This is a genomic window from Alloalcanivorax marinus (assembly GCF_016906305.1).
Classification (GTDB): Bacteria; Pseudomonadota; Gammaproteobacteria; order Pseudomonadales; family Alcanivoracaceae; genus Alloalcanivorax; species Alloalcanivorax marinus.
The window spans coordinates 211,434-233,554 of the sequence record NZ_JADDOL010000002.1; the positions used below are offsets into that span (position 1 = coordinate 211,434).

A 22,121-nucleotide genomic window follows, 5' to 3' on the forward strand; every position below is an offset into this window, starting at 1 on the left:
TCAGGCAACTCCACTTAGATGTCTTTCCATCACGGCGCCTCCCCGGCGCCGCTTTTTTTTGGCGACGACGCTTATCCGCCTTGCTGCTTTCGTTTCTCCAACTCCTTGAGCCGCCGCCACAGGGTGGTCTGGCTGATGCCCAGATACTCCGCCGCCTGACTGCGGTTGCCGTTGAACTGCTCTAGCACGCGCAGGATCTCCTCCTGCTCCTTCTGCCGCAGGTGCCCCTGGTCGGTGGCGCCCCCCGGGCCGCCGTCGAACAGCTCCGGAGCCAGATGACGAATGGCGGCGGCGAACTCGGTCAGGTTGTCGTACATGGACGACGACACCATCAGACGTTCCAGCAGGTTCTCCAGCTGGCGCACGTTGCCCGGCCAGCCGTAGTGCAGAAACACCGGCAGCAGCGCCTCGCACAGGGCGTCTTCCTCGATGTCCATCTGGTAGCGCGCGGACAGGCGGCGAATGAAGTAGCGCGTCAGCGGCTCGATGTCTTCCGGCCTTTCCCGCAGCGACGGCAGCTGCACGGTGAACACATTGAGCCGGTAGTAAAGGTCTTCCCGGAAGCGGCCGGCGCGGACCTCCTCCATCAGATCGTGGTTGCAGGCGGCCACGAACTTCACGTTGAGCGCCACCGATTTACGCGAGCCCACCGGGCGCACTTCCCGGTCCTGCAGCACCCGCAGCAGCTTGGCCTGCTGGGGCATGGGCAGGGAGTTGATTTCGTCCATGAAAAAGGTGCCGTTGTTGGCCGCTTCCAGCAGCCCGGACTTGCCGCCGCTGCGGGCGTGGGTAAAGGCGCCGTCGGCGTAGCCGAACAGTTCCGCCTCAAACAGCTCGCTGGGAATCGCGGCGCAGTTGATGGCCACGAAGGGCCCGTCCCGGTTGACGCTGGCGCGGTGCACCTCGCGGGCGGCCAGCTCCTTGCCGCTGCCGGTTTCGCCACGCAGCAGGACGGAACCGGGCGTGGCGCCGTACACGCTCAGCAGCCGGGTGGCCTCGTGCATGCGCCGCGAGCGGAACACCAGCTCCACCGGGTCCCGCCCCTCCTCCACCCGGGACACCGGGGCCGCTTTGATGGAATAGACGTGGCCGACCCGCTCCTCGCCCACGTCGAAGGCGCGCTTGCTGACCCGGCACAGGCGGTCGTTGAGCAGGATGCCCTCGGCCACGGTGTCGTCGGTATCCAGAAACCGCTTGTCCAGCAACTTGTCGATGCGACGGCCGCGATACAGGTTGGCGAGCAGCTCCCGGGCCTGGTCGTTGAACGCGATCACCCGCTCCTCCCGGTTGGTCACCAGGGTGGCGGTGCCGGTGTTGGCCAGCAGGAAATCGGCGAACGCCTGCTGCTGACGTTCCCGTTTGTACTCGCCGGCCAGGTTGATGGCGCGGCGCAGCAACAGGCGGCAGGAGGCCCGCGAATAGATCATCACATAGGGAATGCCGGCCTGTTCCGCCAGGTCGCAGATGTAGCTGGAACCCACCACCGCGCCGAAGCCCTGCTGGCGCAGGCTGTGGAAGATGTTATTGGCGTCGTCGGCGGTGACGTAGCTCTTCTGCACGATCTCCACGCCGGGCAGATGGGACAACAGTTCCCACTCCACCGCCTGGTCCTCGTGCAGCAAAATCAGAATCTTGTGGGAAATGGCGCGGGCCTTGAGCACCGCGCTGATCAGATCGCTCTGCCGGATCTTCAGGGCCACCACCGGCACCGGCAGGGTGTTCTTCAGGTAATAGGCGTTGGCGCCGGCGCTAACGAAAATGTCCACGTTGCCCTGCTCCACCAGGTGGCGGGCGGACAACAGGGCGTCGCTGAAGATATTGTCGATAATGGAAATGTCCGCCGCCGCCTGAAACTCCGGGATCAGCGAATGCACCATCTTGCTGAGTTTGGAGTTGCCAATCAGGCAGATGCGGGCCCGCGACAGTTCGGCGTTCTCGAACTCCATAGTCTCCTCCAGCCTCCAAACGTCCCGCCATTTAGAACAACCAGGGTTCCTCGCGGCGCCGTCGGACTTCGTATTGTTGTATTTTTTCCGCTCTCTCGAGGGTGATGCCGATGTCGTCCAGCCCCGCCAGCAGGGCATCCCGACGCGCGGAGTCTACACTCAGCGGCCATTCACGGTCGCCCCATCGCAGCCGCTCCCCGGCCAGGTCAACGGTGAGCGGCTGCTCCGGCGCCTGTCGGCACAACCGGAACAATTCGTCCACGTCCCGCTGGCTGAGAATGACCGGCAGTACACCGTTATTAAAGCAATTTCCCTGAAAGATCTCACCAAAGGACGGCGCGATCACCGCCCGGATGCCGAAATCCTGGAGCGCCCAGACCGCGTGCTCACGGCTGGAGCCGCAGCCGAAATTGGCCTGCGCCAGCAATACGGTGCCCCGGTCGTAGGGGGTCTGGTTCAGCACGAACGCCGGGTTCGGCCGGCGCTCGGCCGGCGGCGTGTCCACGTCGCCGGCGTCCAGATAGCGTTCGTCGTCGAACAGATGGGCGCCGAACCCTTCCTTGTCGATCTTCTTCAGATACTGCTTGGGCAGAATCGCGTCGGTGTCCACGTTGCGCCGGTCCAGTGGAATGACGATGCCGCTGTGCTGCGTGAAAGCCTGCATCTCAGAGCCCCCGCACGTCGGTGATCACACCGGTCAGGGCGGCCGCGGCCGCCATCACCGGACTCATCAAATGGGTGCGCCCGCCCTTGCCCTGGCGACCCTCGAAATTGCGGTTGGAGGTGGAGGCGCAGCGTTCGCCGGGGGCCAACCGGTCGTCGTTCATGCCCAGGCACATGGAGCAGCCGGCGGCGCGCCATTCGAAGCCGGCGCACTCGAAGATGTCCGCCAGCCCTTCCCGCTCCGCCTGCAGACGCACCAGCCCGGAACCGGGCACGATGATCGCCTGTCGGATGCGCGGTGACAGCCGGTGGCCGCGCACCAGGCTGGCCACCTGCCGCAGATCCTCGATGCGGGCGTTGGTGCAGGAGCCGATAAAGACCCGGTCGATGGGCAACCCTTCCAGGGCCTGCCCCGCCGTCAATCCCATATAGGCCAGGGCCCGCCGCAGGTCGTCCCGCTGGCCCGGCGGTGCTTCGTCCGGCACCGGCACCTGGCCGGTGACCGGCGCCACCATTTCCGGCGAGGTGCCCCAGGTCACCTGGGGCGCCAGCGCCCCGGCGTCGAACACCTCGTCCCGGTCGAAACGGGCGTCCGGGTCGCTGACCAGGCCACGCCAGTGCGTCACCGCCGCTTCCCAGTCGGCGCCGTCGGGGGCGCCGGGGCGGCCTCGCACATAGTCCTCGGTGACCCCGTCGTAGCCGACCAGCCCGGCCCGGGCGCCGGCCTCGATGCTCATGTTGCACAGGGTCATGCGCGCTTCCACGGACAGGCCGGCCACGGTGGGGCCGGCGTATTCGATGGCGAAGCCGGTGGCGCCGGCGGTGCCGAGCCGGCCAATCATGGCCAGTACCATGTCCTTGGCGGTGACGCCCTCGTCCAGCTCCCCGTGGAAACGCACGCGCAGGGTTTTCAGCTTGCGCGCCCGCAACGTCTGGGTGGCTAGCACGTGTTCCACCTCGCTGGTGCCGATGCCCATGGACAGGGTCGCCAGGGCGCCATGGGTGGAGGTGTGCGAGTCGCCGCACACCAGGGTCATGCCCGGCAGGGTCAGCCCCTGCTCCGGGCCGATCACATGGACGATGCCCTGGCGCTGATCGGTGAGGTCGATCAGCGGGATGCGCGTTTCCCGACAGTTATCCTGCAGCCGGCGTACCTGCTGGCGCGCCAGACCGTCGCGAATGCCCGCCACGCCCAGGTCCCGGTTGCGGGTGGGCACGGCGTGGTCCGGCACCGCCAGGTTGGCGTCCGCGCGCCACACCGGGCGCCGTTTCTCGCGCAGGGCGGCGAACGCCTGGGGCGAGGACACTTCGTGGATCAGGTGCCGGTCGATGTACAGCAACGACTCGCCGCCGGGCAGGGTGTCCACCAGATGGCGATCCCAGAGCTTGTCGTAGAGGGTGTGTTGCGTCATGGCGATTCCTCGGCGCGGGCCGTTCCGCGCGGCGGCGGCCAAGCCACCCAGCGATAAAGATGGGGGCCGTCCCGGTCCGCCAGGCGGAACCCGCACCAGCTATCCAGCTTGCCGCCCTGAAGCGGCTCGATAATGCAGCGCGGCCGGCTGCAGGCATCCGCGTCCAGCCCCCGTGCCGCCAGATCGCGGCGCAACCGGTGCAGGGCCTCGCTGGCCCGCTCGCGGGCGGCGTCGTCGTGGCGGCTCAGGGCCGCCACATGACGGTGAAAGGCGCGCACGTAGTCGTCCCGGTAGGCGGCGCAGGCGGCCGGTTCAGCGGCCAGACGCGCCGCCAGTTCCGCCGGCAGCGCGCCGCCGGCGGGGGGCGCGGACTGACACCCGGCCAGCAGCAGGCCCAGCAGACTAGTCCAGCAGCGCCAGGGTCTCGTCCACGGAAAGCACGTCCGCATACTTGATCCCCAAGTCCTTCAGGTTGGCCTGGTGGGCGTCCGGGTCCCGGTCCCCCACCGCTTCCCGGGGCACCACCGTGCGCAGGTCATGCTGCAGGGCGTCCAGCGCGGTGGCGCGTACGCAGCCGCTGGTGGTCAGGCCGGTGACCACCACGCCGTCGGCGCCGGCGGCGCGCAGCCGCGCCGCCAGGTCGGTGCCAAAGAAACCGCTGGCCCATTGCTTGACCAGCACCGGCTCGTCGTCCCGGGGCGCCACGCGCGGGTCGATGCGTTCCAACCCCGAGCCGACCTGGAGTACCTCCAGGGCGGGCAGCTTCTCGCGGAACACCCGCGCCTGATCGTCCCGTTCATAGGCCACGGTGGTGAAGAACACCGGCAGCGACCGTTCCCGGAACGCCGCCAGCAGCCGGGCGTTGGCGTCCAGCACCGACCCCGCTTCGCTGGCCAGGGGGCTGAGCCCGGGGTCGGTGAACCCCAGGCTCAGATCCACCAGCACCAGGGCGTAGCGGCGGGCGGCGGCCAGGCGTCGTGATTGCAGACTCATGGCGCCCCCTCAGCTTTCCCACACCGGTGTACGCGGCGCCGGCAGGCCGGTTTCTTCCAGGCAGCGGGCCTTGATCTCCTCCAGGGTGCCGCCGCGGTTGAACACTTCGCCGATGGGGCCGCGCTGCGCCGCCATCTCCTTGCGCAGGGCCTCGGTGGCGGCCTGATCGACCCGCCCCCTGGCGTCGCAGACCACGCCGTAACGGCGCGCCCCGCCCTGGGTCACCAGGCCCTTCAGCACATCGGTGCCCACCGCCGCCGGGTCCCGCTCCAGCGGATCGCCCCAACCGCCGCCGCCCCAGGTATCGAAGATCACCAGGTCGCCCTTGGCCACCTTGATGTTGTCGCACTTGGAGGGCAGCACCTGGCGCTCGCCGTTGGCGCGCACCAGTTCCTTGCGGCTGCGCTGACCGGGCAGGCCACCGTTGACGCCCCAGGGATAGGTGAGCCAGCGGTCGTCGTGGATCGACACCTCGCCGTCCGCCAGCAGCCGGTAGCCCACGCGGATGCCGTTGCCACCGCGATGCTGGCCGGCGCCGCCGGAGTCGGCGATGGATTCGTAGGTCTCGATGCGCAGCGGGAAGTAGGCTTCCACGAACTCGTTGGGCACGTTGGTGAAGCCCGGCCACAGGCTGTGGCCGTCCGGTCCGTCGCCCAGGGGCCGGCCGGGGATGCCGCCGAACCCGATCTGGAACAGTTGGAACCACTCGCCTTTTTCGTCGTAGCCGGAGTACATGAAGTGCGGCGAATCGGAGAAACCGGCGCCGCTCATCGCTTCCGGCGTGCCCTGGCCGAGCAGCCCGCCCATGACGTCGAAGATGCGGCCCAGCAAGTGGGTGCGACAGGACAGCGCCGCCGGGAAGTCGGGCTTGAGGATCGAGCCCTGGGGAATGCGCACCTCCACCAGATCGTAGAAACCGTCGTTGAACAGAATGGACGGGTCGAACAGGTTGATGGTGTAGGCGCCGAAGAACATTTTAAACATCTCCTCGTTGAGGTAGAAGTTCACCGAGGACGGTGCCTGGGGGTCGGTGCCCTCGAAGTCGAAGATCGCCTTGTCGCCCTCCCGCCACAGGGTGCAGCGGATGGTGTACGGGCCGATGCCGGCGCCGTCGTCGCAGATGTAATCCTCGAAGGACTGGCGGGTCTCCGGCACCACCTTGCGGATGATTTCGCGCATGGCGGCGTGGTTGCGGTCCAGCATCATCTGCAGGGCACTGACATAGAGGTCGTCGCCGAAGCGCTCGGCCAGGTCCAGACAGCGGCGGCCGGCGGTGCGGCAGGCGGCGACGATGGCGTTGAAATCGGAGCGGTTCCAGCGCGGCATGCGCACGTTGTGCAGGATCAGGTCCAGCACGTCGCTGTTCAGTTCACCGTTGCGGTAGATCTTCAGCGGCGGAATACGGATGCCTTCCTCGTAGATGCTGCGCGCGTCCGTGGGCAGGCTGCCGGGCACCTTGCCGCCCACGTCGGACATGTGCCCGAACATGGCGGCCCAGTTGATCAGGCGGCCGTCCTTGAAGATCGGCACCATCACCAGCCAGTCCGGCAGGTGGCTGACGGCGCCGTCGCACATGTAGGGGTCGTTGGTGAGGAACACGTCGCCCTCCTCCACGGTGCCCTGGTAGGACTGCATGAAGCCGTAGATGAAGGAGCCGAACTGGCCCACCACCATCTTGCCGTCCTGGTTGGCGATCATCGGGAAGGCGTCGCCCTGTTCGCGGATGCCCGGCGACATGGCGGTGCGGAACAGCACCGCGTCCATTTCGTTGCGGGCGTTGGCCATGGCGTTTTCGATGATGTCCAGGGTCACCGTGTCCACATCGACGGCGCGGAACGGTTCATTGTTGGGCTGTATCAGGGTGGCAGCCATGGTTCACTCCTTCTCGTTGTTATCGACCGGTTCGATCAGCAGGTTGCCGACACCGTCCACGCGCGCGCCGTAGCCGGGGAAGATCACGGTGGTGGAATCCATCTCCATGACGATGGCGGGGCCCGCCAGGCTATGGCCGGGCCACAGCCGCGCCCGGTCGTAGAGCACCGCGTCATGATCGGCGCCCTGGAAATAGATCTGGCTTTCGCCGACCACCGCGTCCTCCAGCGCCACCGCGTCGCCGCCGTAGTCCCGCTCGGCGATATTCGGGCGCGGCGCCCGGGCGATGGCGCGCAGGTTCACCAGTTCGTGCTCCTCGTCCAGCGCAAAGTTGAACAGCTGCTCGTGCTCGCCGTCGAAGGTGTCGCCGATCAGCGCCAGGCCCCGTTCCGCCAGCGCATCGCGGTCCAGGTCCTGGGTCAGCAGCAGGGCCTGACCCTGGTAGCGCACGTCCGCTTGCCAGGTGATGGTCTGGTCGTCGCCGGCGATGCCCTGGTGGGACAGGGAGGCGGTGACCTGCTCGGTGAGCTGTTCGAGGATGCGCGTGACCTCCTCGGTGGAGAGTTGCGAGAACCCCTTCACCAGGGACCGGGACGCCTCGTCCTTGACCCGGGTGGTGGCGTCACCATAGGCGCAAAGCACCCCTGGCGACGGCGGCACGATCACCGGCCAGGCGTTCATCAGCATGCCCAGGGCGTTGGCGTGCAGCGGGCCGGCGCCGCCGAACCCGCACAGGGCGAAGTCACGGGGGTCGTAGCCCTGCTCCACGGAGATCAGCCGCAGCGCCCCGAACATGTGTTCGTTGGCGATGCGCACCACGCCCTCGGCGGCTTCCTTGAGGGACAGTCCCATGGGCTCGGCGATGCGCGCCATGGCCTTCTCCGCCAGGTCCCGCCGGATCACCATGTCGCCGCCCAGTTTCTGGTCGGCGGGCAGGTAGCCCAGCACCACGTTGGCGTCGGTCACCGTGGGCAGCTCGCCGCCCTTGTTGTAGGCCGCCGGGCCGGGGTCGGCACCGGCGCTGTCCGGCCCCACGCGCAGGGCCTTGGTGAGCTCCGGCACGAAGGCGATGGAGCCGCCGCCGGCGCCCACCGTGCGCACGTCCACCGAGGGCGCGCGCACCGCCACGTCACCGACCCGGGTTTCGCGGCGCAGCCGGGCGCTGTTGTTCTCGATCAGCGCTACGTCCGTGGAGGTGCCGCCCACATCGAACGTCAGCACCTTGTCGTAGCCGCCCCGGGAGCAGAACCAGATGGCCCCGGCCACGCCACCGGCGGGGCCGGACAGCAGCAGGTTCACCGGGGTATCGCCGGCCAGGTCGCAGGCGGACAGGCCGCCGTCGGAACGCAGGATGGACAGCGACACGTCGTCGGCCAGCCGGTTCTCCAGCTCCCGCGCCAGGTTGTCCAGGTAGCGGGACACCTCCGGCCGCACGTAGCTGTTCACCACCGTGGTTTCGGTGCGCTCGTACTCCTGCATCTCCGGCACCACCCGGGAGGAAATCGACACCGGAATCTCCGGCATCATCTCCCGGGCGATGGCGGCGATGCGCTCCTCGTGCTCGCCGTTGGCGTAGGCATTGATCAAGCACACGGTGAGCGCCTCGATGCCGTCGTCCTTGAGCGCCTTCAGATCCTCGCGCAGGCGCGCCTCGTCCAGAGGCGTGACCACGGCGCCGTCGGCGCCGATGCGCTCGTCGGCCTCGATGGTGTCCTCCAGGGCCGCCAGCACCGGCTGCTTGTTGAAGATCACCCAGCCGCCGATACCGCCCGGCACATAGGACCGGGCGATGTGCAGCACCTGCCGGTAGCCGCGGGTCGTGACCAGGCCGACACGGGCCCCGCGCCGGGTCAGGATCGCGTTGGTGGCCACGGTGGTACCGTGCATCACCTTGTCGATCTGGCGCGGGTCGACGCCGGAGGTACGGCAGATCTTGTCGATGCCGTTGAGCACGCCGATCGACGAATCGCTCGGCGTGGACGGTACCTTGGCGGTATAGGTGGCCCCGGTGTCGTCGTTGATCAGCAGCAAGTCCGTGAAGGTGCCACCCACATCAACACCCAATCGATAACTCATTCTTCGTCTCCGTTACTTATTCTTACGAGGCTGCGGCACCGGGCCTCAGCGCACCGCCGCCTGTTCCAGTTCGCGCAGGCTGATGTCGCCGGGATCAACCCGCGGGGTGTTCAGCCGTGCATCGGGACTGAGGATGAAAATGGTGGCGTGACGGCGCTGGTAGTCGATGGTGAAGCCGGCGGAGGACACGATGCCGGTGTCACCGTCCTCGGTCTGGATGGTCTTGAGGTGGTAGTTGAACCACTTCCAGAACTCCCCCTTCTTGTCGTAGACGTCGGCCATGTAGAAGCGCGGGAACCGGGTGTCCATGTACATGATTTTTTTGCTGTAAGGATGTTCCGGCGGCGCGATGGCCTCGATTACCCATACCTCACGGGGTTCCCACTTGTCGAGCGGATTCCAGTACGGCGGCTGGTCCAGATCCACCACCGGAAACTCGGCGTTGCCCTTGGCGCCCTGGTCCCAGGCCTTCACGGAACTGTGCGCCACCGCCAGCACGGTGCGCTTGCCGAGCAGCTTGTATTCCGGGTACCAGGTGGGGTGGGCGTTGAAGATCTCGATGTCGTCGTTGAGCTGGTCGGTACCGCCGATGGGATCCATCCAGGTCCCGCCGGACAGACGCCGGGTGCGACGCACGGACTTCAGATAGGCCCAGCTGTCGTCCAGCTGCGGACCGTCGTAACGCACGGTGAACAGACCGAGACCGCGGATGTCGTTCGGGTAGGTGGCGTACAGAAGCTGCTTGAACAGGGTGTCGCCGTCACCGATCTCGGTGCTGTCCTCGCCCAGACGCCCCTTGGTGTAGAAGCGTTTGAACACCCACTCCTGGCGCCGCTCCAGGCCGCGCTTGTCGTCCACGAACAGGTAGGCGAACTGGGGGTAATCCTGGAAGTTCTTGGTGGGCTGGGCCACGTGGTGGTTCCACACCAGCTTCTCGGCGGCATGGGGCGTGTCCTCGGTGACCTCGGGGAACGGCATGCCCGCCTTCCAGCCTTTCATCAGCCGGGTGTCCGGGTCATAGGAGACGCCGCCGGAATACTTCTCGGTGGCGGCCAGATAGTCCTTGCCCAGCTTCACCGGCTCGGAGTTCTTGAGGGTGATGACCAGACCCTGCTCGCGGATCAGGCGCTTTTGCACGTCGGTGAGCAGGCTGTCGATGCTGTGCCCCTCGAAGGTGTCCTGCAGACGTCCGTCCAGATTGCCGGCGTCGAGCCGGTCACCGGCGGACAGCTCGGCAGCCCCGGCCGGCGCCGCGGCGAGCGCGGACACCGACAGCAGTGCGGCGGAAAGATACTTGGTTATTGTCATGATGATCTCCTCAGAACTGATAGGTGAGCCGGGCCACGAACTGGTCGTTGCCAGCGAAATAGCCGAACAGGTTGGTGTCGTTGAAGTCCTGCAGGGGCCGGTCCTGTTCTTCACGGTCGAAGAAGATGTCGGCCTCCAGACGAACCCGGATGTGGTCGCCATAGACGAACTCCACGGACGGAATCACGAAACCGCCGCCGTAGGTCAGGTCGCTGCCCACCGCCAGGCTCGGGTTGATCTGGTCGTTGGCGTAGTTGGCGGCGAGGATGGCGGTGACGATGCTGCTGAATTCCTTGGTGTCACCGCTGAAGCCGGCGGTGTTGACCAGCTGTTCGCTCTTGTCGAAATCGGCGATCCAGTTATTGAACACCTGCACCGACAGGAAGGACGGCCGGCTGGTGCCCAGCACACCGGTCAGATCCACCTGCTTGTCGATACGGAACATGGATCGGAACAGGTTCTTCTCCTCGATGCCGCAGAAGCCCGGGAAGAAGCCGCAACCGCGACCCTGGCTGTTGCTCTGGATGCCGGCGTTGTAGGGCGCCTCGGGGATGTAGGCGAGCTCGGTGCTGAATACCACGTCCAGGGACGGGAAGTAATTGTTGGCGGAGACTCCGAATACGTCGATGTACGGATAGATGAACTCACCGGCCTCGGCGGGGCCGCCCTCATAGGTGCCTTCGTAGGCGCCCACGAACAGCTCCGGCGCGGTGTTGTTGGTGGCCGGGTTGGGGTTGGCCACCGGATTCGGATTGGGACCGTGGAACCAGGCCAGGGAGTAGCCCCAGTCACCGGCCAGGCCGTTCCAGCGCAGACCGTAGGAATCGTCGTCCATGTCCGCGTCCGGGTGGTGGTAGTTGTAGCGCACGTTGGCGCCGAACGGCGCGGTGGCGAACGGCACGCCCCGGTTGGGCTGGTTGGCCCAGCGCCCGCCTTCCACGTCGTAGCTGTTGCCCCGGTCTTCCTCATCGTTGAGGCGGCCGGGAATATAGATCAGCTGCAGGCTGCCACCGGCGTCGTCGAAGCGCTGGGTCAGGTTGACCATGTTGAGCGGCTTGCGCAGCTCCTCGTTCTCCGGCTCCAGGAACGAGCGCCAGCGGAAATCGTAGCCGTGGATCACGTCCATCAGCTGGAAGAAGTCGGTCTCGCCCCAAACCACCTGCTGGCGGCCGATCTTCAGGTTGAGGCTGTCGGTGAGGTCGCCCTGCAGCCAGAACTCGCGCAGCTCCTCGTCGTTATAGCTGTCGTCGATCAGGTCCACGGAGGATTCCGGCGCGCCGCCGGTGCGGGCCCAGGCGTCGGCCACGTCCTGCACGTCATCCAGATAACTGGTGGACGCTTCCCGGGACACCCGGCCGGTGGTCTTGAAACGCACCGCGCCGAAGTCGCGGAAGATATTGAGTTTGCCCACGGTGCGCACCATGGACAGATCCCCCCGGTAGTCACCTTCCTGAACGCCATCCAGGCCGTTGGGGCCGGGGCCGATCAGGGTCGGGTTTTCCAGGTTCCAGGACAGATACTGGCGGGCGTAGCCGCTGATTTCCCAATCCTTGGTGAGCCAGTTCTGGTCGTCGGCCTGAGCGGCGGAGGTGGCCGCCAGCGTGACCGCCAGGGCCACGCGGCCGGGCAGGCGCCGGTCCGGTTTGGTGACTTTCTTATTGTTTAATCCAATCATGGCAATTACCCCGTTTGGTGAGTCGTTGGCGTTTTACTCGGTGGAAAGCGCCGCCGGTTCCGAGGGCCGCGTGGCGGCGGCCCGGTCTTTCGGCGGGTCGAAAATGAAAGCGGGCTTGAGAATGCGCACCAGCGACGGCATCACCAGCAGCGAGGTGAAGGCCGACACCAGCAACCACAGACCGATCAGCATTCCCATCTCCGCCTGGAAGCGCAGCGACGAGGCGGCCCACAGCAATACCCCGGCGGCCAGCGTCACCGACGTCAGCAGCACCCCCCGGCCGGCGGAAAACAGCGCCTGGCGGATGGCGTCGCGGGGGTCGCCATCGGGATACTTCTCCAGGTATTCCTTGATCGAATCGACGATATAGAAGGCGTAGTCCACGCCCAGCCCGATGCCCAGCGCCACCACCGGCAGGGTGCTGATGCTCATGCCGATGCCCTGCCAGGCCATGAAGGCGAAAGTGACCACGTTGGAAATCAGCACCGGCACGATGAAGAACACGCCACTGGCGGACGAGCGATAGACCAGCAGGCAGGACACGATCACCACCAGCAGCGCCAGGGCGATGGCCTCGATCTGGTCGGAGAGCAGCACTTCGTTGATGGCCGCGGTGATGCCCATGGAGCCACCGGCCATGCGAATCCGGAAGCCGTCCAGCGGGTTCTCGTCGATAAACCGCTGGATCTGGAAGATCGCCTGGCGCAGGGTGTCGCCGCGCCGGTCACGCAGCATCAGCAGTACCGAACCGTTCTGGAACAGGGGGTCGGCGAACTGGGCCAGATCGTCCGGCGCCGCGCCCTGCATGTAGAAGCTGATCAGCTCGCCGTTCTCGATCTGCGAGGCGCCCAGTTCCCGGTAGCGCGGATTGCCTTCGTAAAGGTTGCGGCGCACGTCCACCACGATGTCCGCCAGGGACACACTGCCGCCTACCTGGGGCAGCCGTTCCATGCGGCGCTGGAAACGCTGCATCCAGTCCAGCGCCTCCACGCGCTTGAGCGCGTCGGTGCGGTCGCCTTCCAGTACCACGAACATCTGCTCGGTGCCCGGATAGCGCTGGTTGATCAGGGCGCTGTCCTGATTGAAGCTCGCTTCCGGCCACAGGATCGGCGAGCCGGGGGCGGCATCGCCGATGGTCAGATCGGTGGCCTTGGCCATCAGCAGCCCCACCAGCACCAGGGTCACCGGCAGCACCAGATAGGCACCGCGCCCGGCCGCCAGCCGATAGGCCACGGTCAGCACCGCGTCGAGCAGGAAACGCAGGTTCAGCGGGTGGGCATAGCGCAGCGGCGCCTTCACCCAGCTGAGCAGCACCGGGGTCAGCACCACCGCCGAGAACATGATGGTCATCACCCAGAGCGCACCGATGATGGAGACCTTCTGCAGCAGCGGAATCGGCGTGAGCAGCACGCAGAGAATGGCGCCGGCGTCGGAAATCAGCCCCAGCAGGCCGGGCCGGAACAGCTCCTTCATGGTGGCTTCCGCCGCCGCCCGCGGCTGCAGACCGTCGCCGTCGCAAAGATCGTCGAAACGGGTGATCAACTGCACCGAGTGACTGAAGCAGCGGGCGGTGATGATGAAGGCCACCACGATCACCAGCGGATCGAAGTTAAAGCCCAGCATCACGCCGATGGCCAGCGCCCAGATCGCCGACACCGTGCCGCTGACCAGCGGCAGCAGCGCGCCCCGCCAGGTGCGGTTGAGCAGGAACAGGGCCAGCAACATGGCGCCCAGGGACAGCAGCGCGATCACCACGGTCTCGTCCAGGTAATGGTCCACCCAGCCGTACAGAATCGGCTCGCCCACCAGGTGGTAGGACACCTGATCCGGAATCGGCGAGGCATCGAAGATGGCGTTGATCTGCGGAAAGATCTTTCCGTAGTCCACCTTCTGATCGTAGAAATCCACCTGGATCAGCGCCGATTGCAGGTCGCGATCCACGTAGATGCCGTACACCAGTGGATTGTTGATCACCGCCTCGCGCAGGGTGCGGATGCCGGCGGCGTCCGCCGGCACGTCCGGCCACATCAGGGGCACGCTTTCGATGCCCATGGAGGAGGCGTTCACGGATTTGAGTTTGCGCGAGGCCAGCGACACGATCTGGAACGGATTGACGCCGCTGACCTTGGCCAGCTCCCGGGTGACGCGCTGGATCTCGGCGAGCACCGGCGGCGTGAAAATCTCGCCCTGCTCCGCTTTCACCACGATGGTGACCTTGTTGCTGCCACCGAAGGTTTCCTTGTATTGCTCATGGACCTCCACGTAGGGGTGGCCCTTGGGCACCATGTCACTGAACACGGTGCGCACGTCGATACGCAGCAGCACCAGCGACATCAAGACGGTGATCCCCAGAATCAACGCCACCACCAGGCGGCGATGCCGGATGCACAGCTCGGACAGGCCGATGGCGAAACGGCTCATTGACATTATTCTTTCTCCTCTGCCGGCCAGGCGGTCCATTGCCTTTGATGCACGCGACCCAGATCCTCGCCGGTCACCACCAGCCCCTCGGCGGTGGGCAGCGCCCGCGTGTGGTAGCCGTTACTGAAGCCACGCGCCGCCAGCGGCGACCAGTGATGGCCCCGCGCGGACGTCAGCAGCACGCCGCCGGCGCCCACCGCCAGCCAGCGATGGCCGTCATGGACCACGTCGTACAGGTGCTCGTGGGTGCCACTGTCCACGGCCCGCCAGGACACGCCGGTGTCGTCGCTGAGATACACGCGGCCCTGGTTGCCCACCGCCACGCCGGTGGGGCCATGGAAGGCGATGGCCTGCAGGCTCTCGCCCTGCAGTTCCTGGCGTTGCCAGGTGCGGCCCTGATCGGAGGAATGGAACAGATTGCCGAACTCGGCGGCGATCCAGAGGCCGCCGTCGTCGGCCCGGGTGATGTCGTTGAGCGCCACATCGGTGTCCAGGCTCAGCGCCTGCCAGTCACCGGCACCGTCGCCGCGGAAGATGGCGCCCATTTCACCGGTGATCCAGAAGGCACCGTTGAGATAACCGACCGCGATCAGCTTGCCGGCGTAGTCGGAGACCGGCAGTTGCAGGGCGGACCAGCCCTGACCGGCGTCGGTGAACACCCAGCCCTGGTTGCCCACCGCCACCACCCGGCCGTCGCCCTCGGCGATGCCTTGCAGATTGACCGGTTGCTCGAACGCCCGTCGCGCCCAGTGGCCGCCGGCGTCCCGGTGCAGCACGGTGCCGGCGTTACCGGCGAACCAGAGGGCGCCGTGCCCGTCGCCGGCCACGTCCAGGAAATGATCGCGGGGTTCCACCAGGGGCTGCGGCAACGGCAGCGGCTCCACGGTGGGCTGAACGAACGCCGCCGCGTAACCCAGGCCGGCGACGATGGCCCAGGGCGCGATGCGCGCCACCCAGCCCAGCAGCTTACTGATCATCGCCCTGCCCTCCCCGGGTCTTGCCGTACTGCCGGCTCAACCAGCGGAACGACTTGCCGCCCAGGGCGGTGCCGGTGAGGCGCTCCGCCTCGCGGACCACCGGCACCAGACCGAGCGGATCGATGCCGGTGTCCAGGCCCATGCTTTGCAACATCAGCGCCACGTCCTCGGTGGCCACGTTGCCACTGGCGCCAGGGGAAAACGGACAGCCGCCCAGGCCGCCGATGGACGCGTCGAATTCGCGCACGCCGGCCAGTACCGCGGCGTGGATATTGGCCAGGGCCATGCCCCGGGTGTCGTGGAAGTGGCAGGACACCCGCGCCACGTCCACGTGCTCGAGCAAGCGCTCCAGCACCGCGTCCACCTTGGCCGGGTCAGCGGCGCCGATGGTGTCGGCGACGATCACCTTGCCGGCGCCGGCGTCACGCATGAGCGCCCCGTAGCGGGCCACCACCTCCGGCGCCACCGGACCCTCGAAGGGGCACTCGAAGGCCACCGCCAGATAGGCCTGGGCGTTGACGCCCTCGCCGGCGGCGCGGGCCACGATCTGCTCGCAGACTTCGGCGGTACGCGCCAGCGACATGTTGATGTTCTTCTGATTCATGGTCTCGGTGACCGAGAGCACCACGTTGACGGTGCGCGCGCCGGCCGCCACCGCCCGCTCGTAGCCCTTCATATTGGGCACCAGGGCGGCGTATTGGATGCGCTCCGGCGACGGCAGTCGCGGGAACAGGTCCTCGGTGCCGGCCATCTGCGGCACCGCCTTGGGCGACACGAAACTGCCGGCTTCCATATAGCGCAGGCCGGCGCCGGCCAGCGCCTCCGCCAGAGCCAGCCGTTCGTCCACGGTCAGGGTCTTGCCCTGGCTCTGCAGACCGTCGCGGAGGCCCACCTCGTTGATACGGATATCCATGGTCGCCTCCTAGCCGATCACGCCCTGGGTCATGAGCTCTTCCACCTGCTGCTCGCTGTAGCCCAGCGCGCGCAGAACCTCACGGGTGTGTTGGCCGAGTCCGGGGGGCGTGCTGAAGGCTTCCTCGGAATCCACCGACAGCTTGATCGGGTTACCCGGCGCCTTCACCGAGCCGCCGTCGCGCTGCGGGATATCCACCACCATGTTGCGGAACAGCACCTGGGGATCGCTGAGCGCTTCGGAGAATTTGTTCACCGGCGCGCAGGGGATGCGCGCGCTGGACAGCAGGTCCACCCAGTGGGCGGTGGTGTTGGTGACCAGCAGTTCCTTGAGAATGCCGTTGATCCTGTCCTTGTCGGCGAAGCGTCCCGGCTGGGTTTTGTACTTGGGATCGCGCAGCGCTTCGATGTCCAGCAGCGCCACCAGGTTGTCCCAGAAGCTGTCGAAGATCACCGCGATGATCACGAAGCCGTCGCTGGTGGGAAAGGCGTCGTAGGGCACGTGCACGAAGTGGGAGTTGCCGATCGGCTTGGGGTCGTCGCCGCTCAGGAAATACATGGTGGCCATGTAGTTGAGCATGGAGATCTGGCAATCCAGCATGGAGATGTCCACGTGCTGGCCGTAGCCCCGTTTTTCCCGGGCGTGCAGTGCCGACAGCACGCCCATCACCGCGAACATGCCGCCGCCCAGATCGCCGATGGGAATACCGGCTCGGGCCGGGTGATCCTGGTCGTGACCGGTGATCGACATGCCACCGCCAATGCCCTGGACCACCTGGTCGAAAGCGGGCCGCTGAAAGTTGGGGCCGGCCTGGCCGAAGCCGGTGACGGAGCAGGTGATGATGCGCGGATTGATTCTGGAAAGATGCTCGAAGTCGATCTTCAACTTGGCGGGCACGCCGGCGGAAAAGTTGTCCAGCACGATGTCCGCGTCCTTCACCAGGTCGTAGAAGACCTTCAGACCGGCCTCGCTTTTCAGATCGATGCAGACGCTTTTTTTGTTGCGGTTCAGGGTCAGAAAATACGCGCCCTGACCGCCGTAGGAATGGTTCGGGTCCTTGGCAAGCAGGCTGCGGGTGCCCTCGCCTTTCAAAGGCTCGACCTTGACGGAATCCGCGCCGAGGTCGGCCAGAATCATGCCGGCGTAGGGGCCGGAAAGCATGTGCGTCAGATCGAGAATCCGGACGCCTTCGAGTGGTTTTGTCATAGGTTGTTCGCACGTTGTGTTTGTTGAAGGGTCGCCACTCCCTATCGCAAACACGGTGCCAACTTTTTTGTTTGCCTCCGCTTTTGAATTAGTCGTTTGTTTTTAAAGTCTTTTTCAGTCCGGCAGCGGTGCCGACCGGGTTTGCCCCGGGACCGCCGGACTTTTCACACGGAAATCCGCGCCTTTCACCCTGAAAGACATAAGGTCCGCCGCGACCGGTGGCTCCCACGGGTCTCACTGGTCCTTCAATCTGAAAGCTCACCCTCCCCTCTGAAAACAGCCGGGCTCCCCGGAAAAACCGGCTTTGCCGTAAAAACCCTGACGATTCATGCAGTTATTCATCGCTACCGGGTTTGGCATGTGTCTTGCCCTTTCACCGGCCAAGGGCGCCGTGCGTGATCGTCGCGGTGCCGATAGAGGCAAGCGCCAATAACAGTAAGAAAAGGAAGGATCACCAATGACCGACTCCCCCACCTATTCCCATCTGCTCAGCCCGCTGAAGATCGGCAAAGTGACGGTACGCAACCGTCTGATGCAAACCGCCCACGCCAAGGGCTTTCATGCCGGCAACGGCCTGACCAACGACCGCGACATCTATTACCAGGCGGAGCGCGCCAAGGGCGGCATCGGTCTGATCGTCACCGGCGCCCGCCACACCCATCCGCATTCCACCGGCCCCGGCCGTACCCTGGCCCGCGGCAACCGGGAAGAAATCATCGAGCGGGATCGGGAAATGTGCCAGGCCGTGCAGGCCCACGGCGGCCGCATCGTGGCGCAGCTGATTCACTTCGGGCCCCAGGGCCGCAGCGGCGCCCTGGACGACTACCGGGTGCTGTGGGCGCCCTCCACCATGAAGTCGCCGGCCTATAACGAGTGGGCCAAGGAAATGACCAAGGCGGAGATGGACGAGGTCTCGGAGCACTTCGCGCTCACCGCCCGCTACTCCAAGGAAGCGGGCTTCGACGGCGTGGAGTTGCACTACTCCCACGGCTATCTGCACCAGCAGTTCCTGTCGTTCGTCTACAACAAACGCACCGACGAGTACGGCGGCAGCCTGGAAAACATCGTGCGCTTTCCCATCGAAACCCTGCAGCGGGTGCGCGACGAGGTGGGCCCGGACTTCATGGTCGGCATCCGCGTGTCCATGGACGAATGCACCGTGGACGGCATGCACGCCGACCAGGCCATCGAGATGACCCGCCTGATGGTGCGCACCGGTCTGGTGGATTACGTGAGCGCCACCGCCGGCACCTATGCCGCCCACGCGGACCAGATTCCGCCCGGCGACTATCCGGAAAACTGGCTGGTGAAGGACGGCGCGCGGATGCGCCAGGCCATTCGCGAGGAGGCCGACATCCCGATGTTCATCGTCGGTCATATCGTCGACCCCAAGGAAGCGGACGATCTGGTGGCCCACGGCGCCGCCGACATGGTGGCGATGACCCGTACCCAGATCGCGGATCCGGAATTCGCCAACAAACTGCGCGACGGCCGCGAGGACGAAATTAACCACTGCATCCGCTGTAACCAGGCCTGCATCGCGCGGCTGATGGTGGGCAACGCCATCTCCTGCGTGGTCAATCCGGCCGCCGGCCGCGAGCGCCGCTTTGGTGCCCACACCCTGACGCCGGCGGCGAGTCCCGCCCACTGGCTGGTGATCGGTGGCGGCCCCGCCGGCATGAAAGCGGCCCTGGTGCTGCGCCAGCGGGGCCACCGGGTCACGCTGGTGGAAGCCGACGAGCGCCTGGGCGGTCAGCTCAACCTGGCGGCGCGGCTGCCGCGCCGGGAAAAATTCGGCTTTCTGCCCCGGGACCTGGAGCGCCAGCTGCGCAAGGCCGGGGTGGAGATCCAACTCAATACCCGCCTGGACGCGGACCAGGTGGCGGCCTTCGGTGCCGACGGCGTGATCGTGGCCACCGGTTCGCGGCCGCTGAAAACCGGCTTCACGTCCACCCGGCCGGCGGTGGACCGGGTGCCGGGCATGGATCAGGACAACGTGCTGAGCGTGGTGGAGGTGCTGGAGAACCCGGACGCGGTGGGCCGCCGGGTGGTGCTGTTCGACGAGGACGGTGGCCGCTACGCCCTGGGTACCGCCGAGTTCCTGCTCGACCGGGGCCATCAGGTGCATCTGGTCAGCCGCTTCAACGCGCTCTCGCCCAATCTGGCGCTGACCCTGGATCTGCCGGTGAACTACCGGCACGTGTTCGAGAAAGGCCTGGAATACACCATCAACAGCTGGGTGCGTTCCGTGGACGGCGAGCGGGCGCAACTGTTCAACCTGTTTACCGACCGGGACAGCCAGACCCTGGAAGCGGACCACTTCGTGATCGCCGCCGGCCACGCCGCCGAGAACAGCCTTTATCAGGCCCTGCAGGGCCGGGTGAGCAATCTGCACTGCATCGGCGACGCGCTGCTGCCCCGCCCGCTCCAGGACGTGATCTACGAAGGCATGCTGGCCGGCCGCGAGATGCTCGACGACCCGGACCGCTTTATCGAGCAGGGCGAGCTGGAAAGCTTCGACCACGACTGGCGCGAAACGCTGGGCACCCAGGCGCAATAGGAGCCGAACATCATGACTCAGGAACGTTATCCGCATCTGTTCCGCCCGCTGCGCGTGGGCAACATCGAGATCCGTAACCGGCTGATGCAGTCCGCCCACGCCATGGCGTTCAACACCCGCGACGGCCTTACCACCAACCGGGACATCGAGTACCACGCCGCCCGGGCCCGGGGCGGCATCGGCCTGATGATCACCGGCAACCGGCTGATTCATCCCACCTCCAACACTTTCTGCCGGGGCTACGCCTACGGCTACCGGGACGAAATGGTGGAACGGGACCGTGCCCTGACCCGGGCGGTGCACGACCACGGCGCGCGCATCTTCGCCCAGCTCAACCACTTCGGCGTGATGGGCGAAACCCATGCCATGGACGACTACCGGGTGCTGTGGTCGTCGTCCAACATCAAGTCACCGGTGTTCGGCGAACAGGCCAAGGCCATGGAACGCCAGGACATGGACGAGGTGGTGGAAGGCTGGACCCGCTCCGCCGAGTACGCCAAGGCGGCGGGCTTCGACGGCGTGGAGGTGCATCTGGCGCACAGCTACCTGCTGCACCAGTTCATCTCGCCGCTGTTCAACAAGCGCCAGGACGAGTACGGCGGCAGCTTCGAGAACCGTCTGCGTTTTCCCCTGGAAGTGATCCGCGCGGTGCGCGAGCGGGTCGGCCCCGACTTCGTGGTGGGCGTACGGCTCACGCTGGACGAAATGGTGCCCGGCGGCCTGGAGGTGGACGACTGGATTGAGGTGGCGCGCACCGTGGAAGCCACCGGGTGCATCGACTACATCATGACCACCGCCGGGGTGTATCAGTCCGCCAGCTACATCATGCCGCCGGCGGACGTGCCCAACGGCTGGCTGGCCGACCCGGCGGCACGCCTCAAGCAAGCGGTGAATCTGCCGGTGTTCGCGGTCTCGGGCATCACCACCGCCGCCGAAGCGGAGGCGATCCTGGCCCGGGACGGCGCCGACATGGTGGCCATGACCCGGGCGCAGATCGCCGACCCGGACTTCGCCAACAAGACCCGCCAGGGCCGCGAGAACGACATCTACCACTGCCTGCGCTGCAACCAGGGCTGCGTGGCGCGGCTGTTCTACGGCACCTCCATGACCTGCCAGGTGAACCCGGCCACCGGCCGCGAGGAACGCTTCGCCCCGCACACCGAAACGCCGGCGGCCACGCCGGGCCACTGGGTGGTGGTCGGCGGCGGCCCCGGCGGCATGAAGGCGGCGGAGGGCCTGGCCCGCCGTGGCCACCGGGTGACCCTGCTGGAAAAGGACGGACAGTTGGGCGGTCAGGTCAATCACATCGTCAAACTGCCGCGCCGTGAGAGCTTCGCCTGGATCACCAAGGACCTGGGCTCCCAGCTGGAAAAACTGGGCGTGGACGTGCGCCTGGGCAGCGAGGCGGACGTGGACGGCGTGCTCGCCCTGGACCCGGACGGCATTATCGTGGCCACCGGTTCCACCCCGGACCGCAGCGGCTATTCCGACATCAACCCGCTGGTGCCGAAGATTCCCGGCATCGACGCGCCCCATGTGCTGACCGCCGTGGACGTGCTGGAAGGCGCTGAAGTGGGCGAACGGGTGCTGGTGCTGGACGAGGAAGGCAACCGCTATTCCGCGGGCATCACCGAGTATCTGGTGGAGCGCGGTCATCACGTGCATCTGGTGACCCGCTGGAACGCGCTGTTCCACAAACTGGCCCAGACCCTGGATCAGCCGGTGGTGTACGGCAAGCTGCCCGGGGACCGCTTCCGGGCCACGCTGAACAGCTGGGTGAGCAGCTTCGAGAAGGGCAAGGCCGAGCTCTACCAGCTCTACACCGGGGAAACACACACCCTGGAGGACTTCGACAGCGTGGTCCTGGCGGTCCGCCATTTGCCGGCGGAGGCGCTTTACCTGGCGCTCCGGGAGCGCCACCCCAAGGTACACCGGGTGGGCGACTGCCAGGCGCCGCGCAAGACCGACCATGCCATTTTCGAGGGCTTCCTGGCCGGCCGGGAGGAGTTCGACAACTGGACCCGTTACGTGGAACCGGGGGCGCTGGAACAGTTTGATCCGGCCCTGCCGGAGCGGCTCAAGGACCTGCCCGCCTGACC

General features: G+C 66.4%; 15 protein-coding genes. 2 read left to right on the plus strand and 13 right to left on the minus strand.

Annotation, left to right across the window (positions count from 1 at the left end; translation table 11 throughout):
* Positions 1-71 precede the first annotated feature (71 nt).
* From IM760_RS02535 to IM760_RS02595, 13 genes are read right to left on the minus strand one after another with little or no spacing between them, the layout of a single operon-like run.
* The gene (locus tag IM760_RS02535; protein WP_204426989.1) at positions 72-1,946 is read right to left on the minus strand and encodes a sigma 54-interacting transcriptional regulator; all 1,875 of its coding nucleotides are present in this window, start codon (positions 1,944-1,946) and stop codon (positions 72-74) included.
* A 31-nt stretch (positions 1,947-1,977) separates the two neighbouring features.
* The gene (leuD, locus tag IM760_RS02540; RefSeq protein WP_204426990.1) at positions 1,978-2,610 is read right to left on the minus strand and encodes a 3-isopropylmalate dehydratase small subunit; all 633 of its coding nucleotides are present in this window, start codon (positions 2,608-2,610) and stop codon (positions 1,978-1,980) included.
* 1 nt (position 2,611) lies between these two features.
* On the minus strand, positions 2,612-4,021 hold the full coding sequence (leuC, locus tag IM760_RS02545; RefSeq protein WP_204426991.1) for a 3-isopropylmalate dehydratase large subunit: 1,410 nt from the start codon (positions 4,019-4,021) through the stop codon (positions 2,612-2,614).
* The gene (locus tag IM760_RS02550; RefSeq protein WP_204426992.1) at positions 4,018-4,470 is read right to left on the minus strand and encodes a hypothetical protein; all 453 of its coding nucleotides are present in this window, start codon (positions 4,468-4,470) and stop codon (positions 4,018-4,020) included. Before IM760_RS02550 ends, leuC begins: the two co-directional genes overlap by 4 nt.
* Positions 4,424-5,014, minus strand: a complete 591-nt coding sequence (locus tag IM760_RS02555) for an isochorismatase family protein (RefSeq protein ID WP_204426993.1) — start codon at positions 5,012-5,014, stop codon at positions 4,424-4,426. Before IM760_RS02555 ends, IM760_RS02550 begins: the two co-directional genes overlap by 47 nt.
* Positions 5,015-5,023: 9 nt before the next feature.
* Positions 5,024-6,886 carry a hydantoinase B/oxoprolinase family protein gene (locus tag IM760_RS02560; RefSeq protein WP_204426994.1) on the minus strand — a complete coding sequence of 621 codons (1,863 nt, stop codon included), beginning with the start codon at positions 6,884-6,886 and terminating at the stop codon, positions 5,024-5,026.
* 3 nt (positions 6,887-6,889) lie between these two features.
* Positions 6,890-8,962 carry a hydantoinase/oxoprolinase family protein gene (locus IM760_RS02565; RefSeq protein WP_204426995.1) on the minus strand — a complete coding sequence of 691 codons (2,073 nt, stop codon included), beginning with the start codon at positions 8,960-8,962 and terminating at the stop codon, positions 6,890-6,892.
* A gap of 45 nt (positions 8,963-9,007) precedes the next feature.
* Complete coding sequence (locus IM760_RS02570; RefSeq protein WP_204426996.1) at positions 9,008-10,270, minus strand: DUF1329 domain-containing protein; 1,263 nt, start codon at positions 10,268-10,270, stop codon at positions 9,008-9,010.
* 10 nt (positions 10,271-10,280) lie between these two features.
* Positions 10,281-11,945: a DUF1302 family protein gene (locus tag IM760_RS02575; RefSeq protein ID WP_204426997.1), complete on the minus strand. Its 1,665-nt coding sequence runs from the start codon at positions 11,943-11,945 to the stop codon at positions 10,281-10,283.
* A gap of 33 nt (positions 11,946-11,978) precedes the next feature.
* Positions 11,979-14,372, minus strand: a complete 2,394-nt coding sequence (locus IM760_RS02580) for an efflux RND transporter permease subunit (RefSeq protein ID WP_204426998.1) — start codon at positions 14,370-14,372, stop codon at positions 11,979-11,981.
* Positions 14,372-15,343 (minus strand): WD40/YVTN/BNR-like repeat-containing protein, encoded by a 972-nt coding sequence (locus IM760_RS02585; protein WP_204426999.1) that lies wholly within the window; start codon positions 15,341-15,343, stop codon positions 14,372-14,374. Before IM760_RS02585 ends, IM760_RS02580 begins: the two co-directional genes overlap by 1 nt.
* Positions 15,333-16,256, minus strand: coding sequence for a hydroxymethylglutaryl-CoA lyase (locus IM760_RS02590; RefSeq protein ID WP_204427000.1), 924 nt, complete (start codon positions 16,254-16,256; stop codon positions 15,333-15,335). Before IM760_RS02590 ends, IM760_RS02585 begins: the two co-directional genes overlap by 11 nt.
* 9 nt (positions 16,257-16,265) lie before the next feature.
* Entirely contained in the window at positions 16,266-17,462 is a 1,197-nt protein-coding gene (locus tag IM760_RS02595; RefSeq protein WP_204427001.1) for a CaiB/BaiF CoA transferase family protein, read from the minus strand.
* A gap of 457 nt (positions 17,463-17,919) precedes the next feature.
* On the opposite strand from IM760_RS02595, the gene IM760_RS02600 reads away from it, so the two are divergent.
* Positions 17,920-20,022, plus strand: coding sequence for an oxidoreductase (locus IM760_RS02600; RefSeq protein ID WP_204427002.1), 2,103 nt, complete (start codon positions 17,920-17,922; stop codon positions 20,020-20,022).
* 12 nt (positions 20,023-20,034) lie between these two features.
* The gene (locus IM760_RS02605; protein WP_204427003.1) at positions 20,035-22,119 is read left to right on the plus strand and encodes an oxidoreductase; all 2,085 of its coding nucleotides are present in this window, start codon (positions 20,035-20,037) and stop codon (positions 22,117-22,119) included.
* The last annotated feature ends 2 nt before the right edge of the window (positions 22,120-22,121 follow it).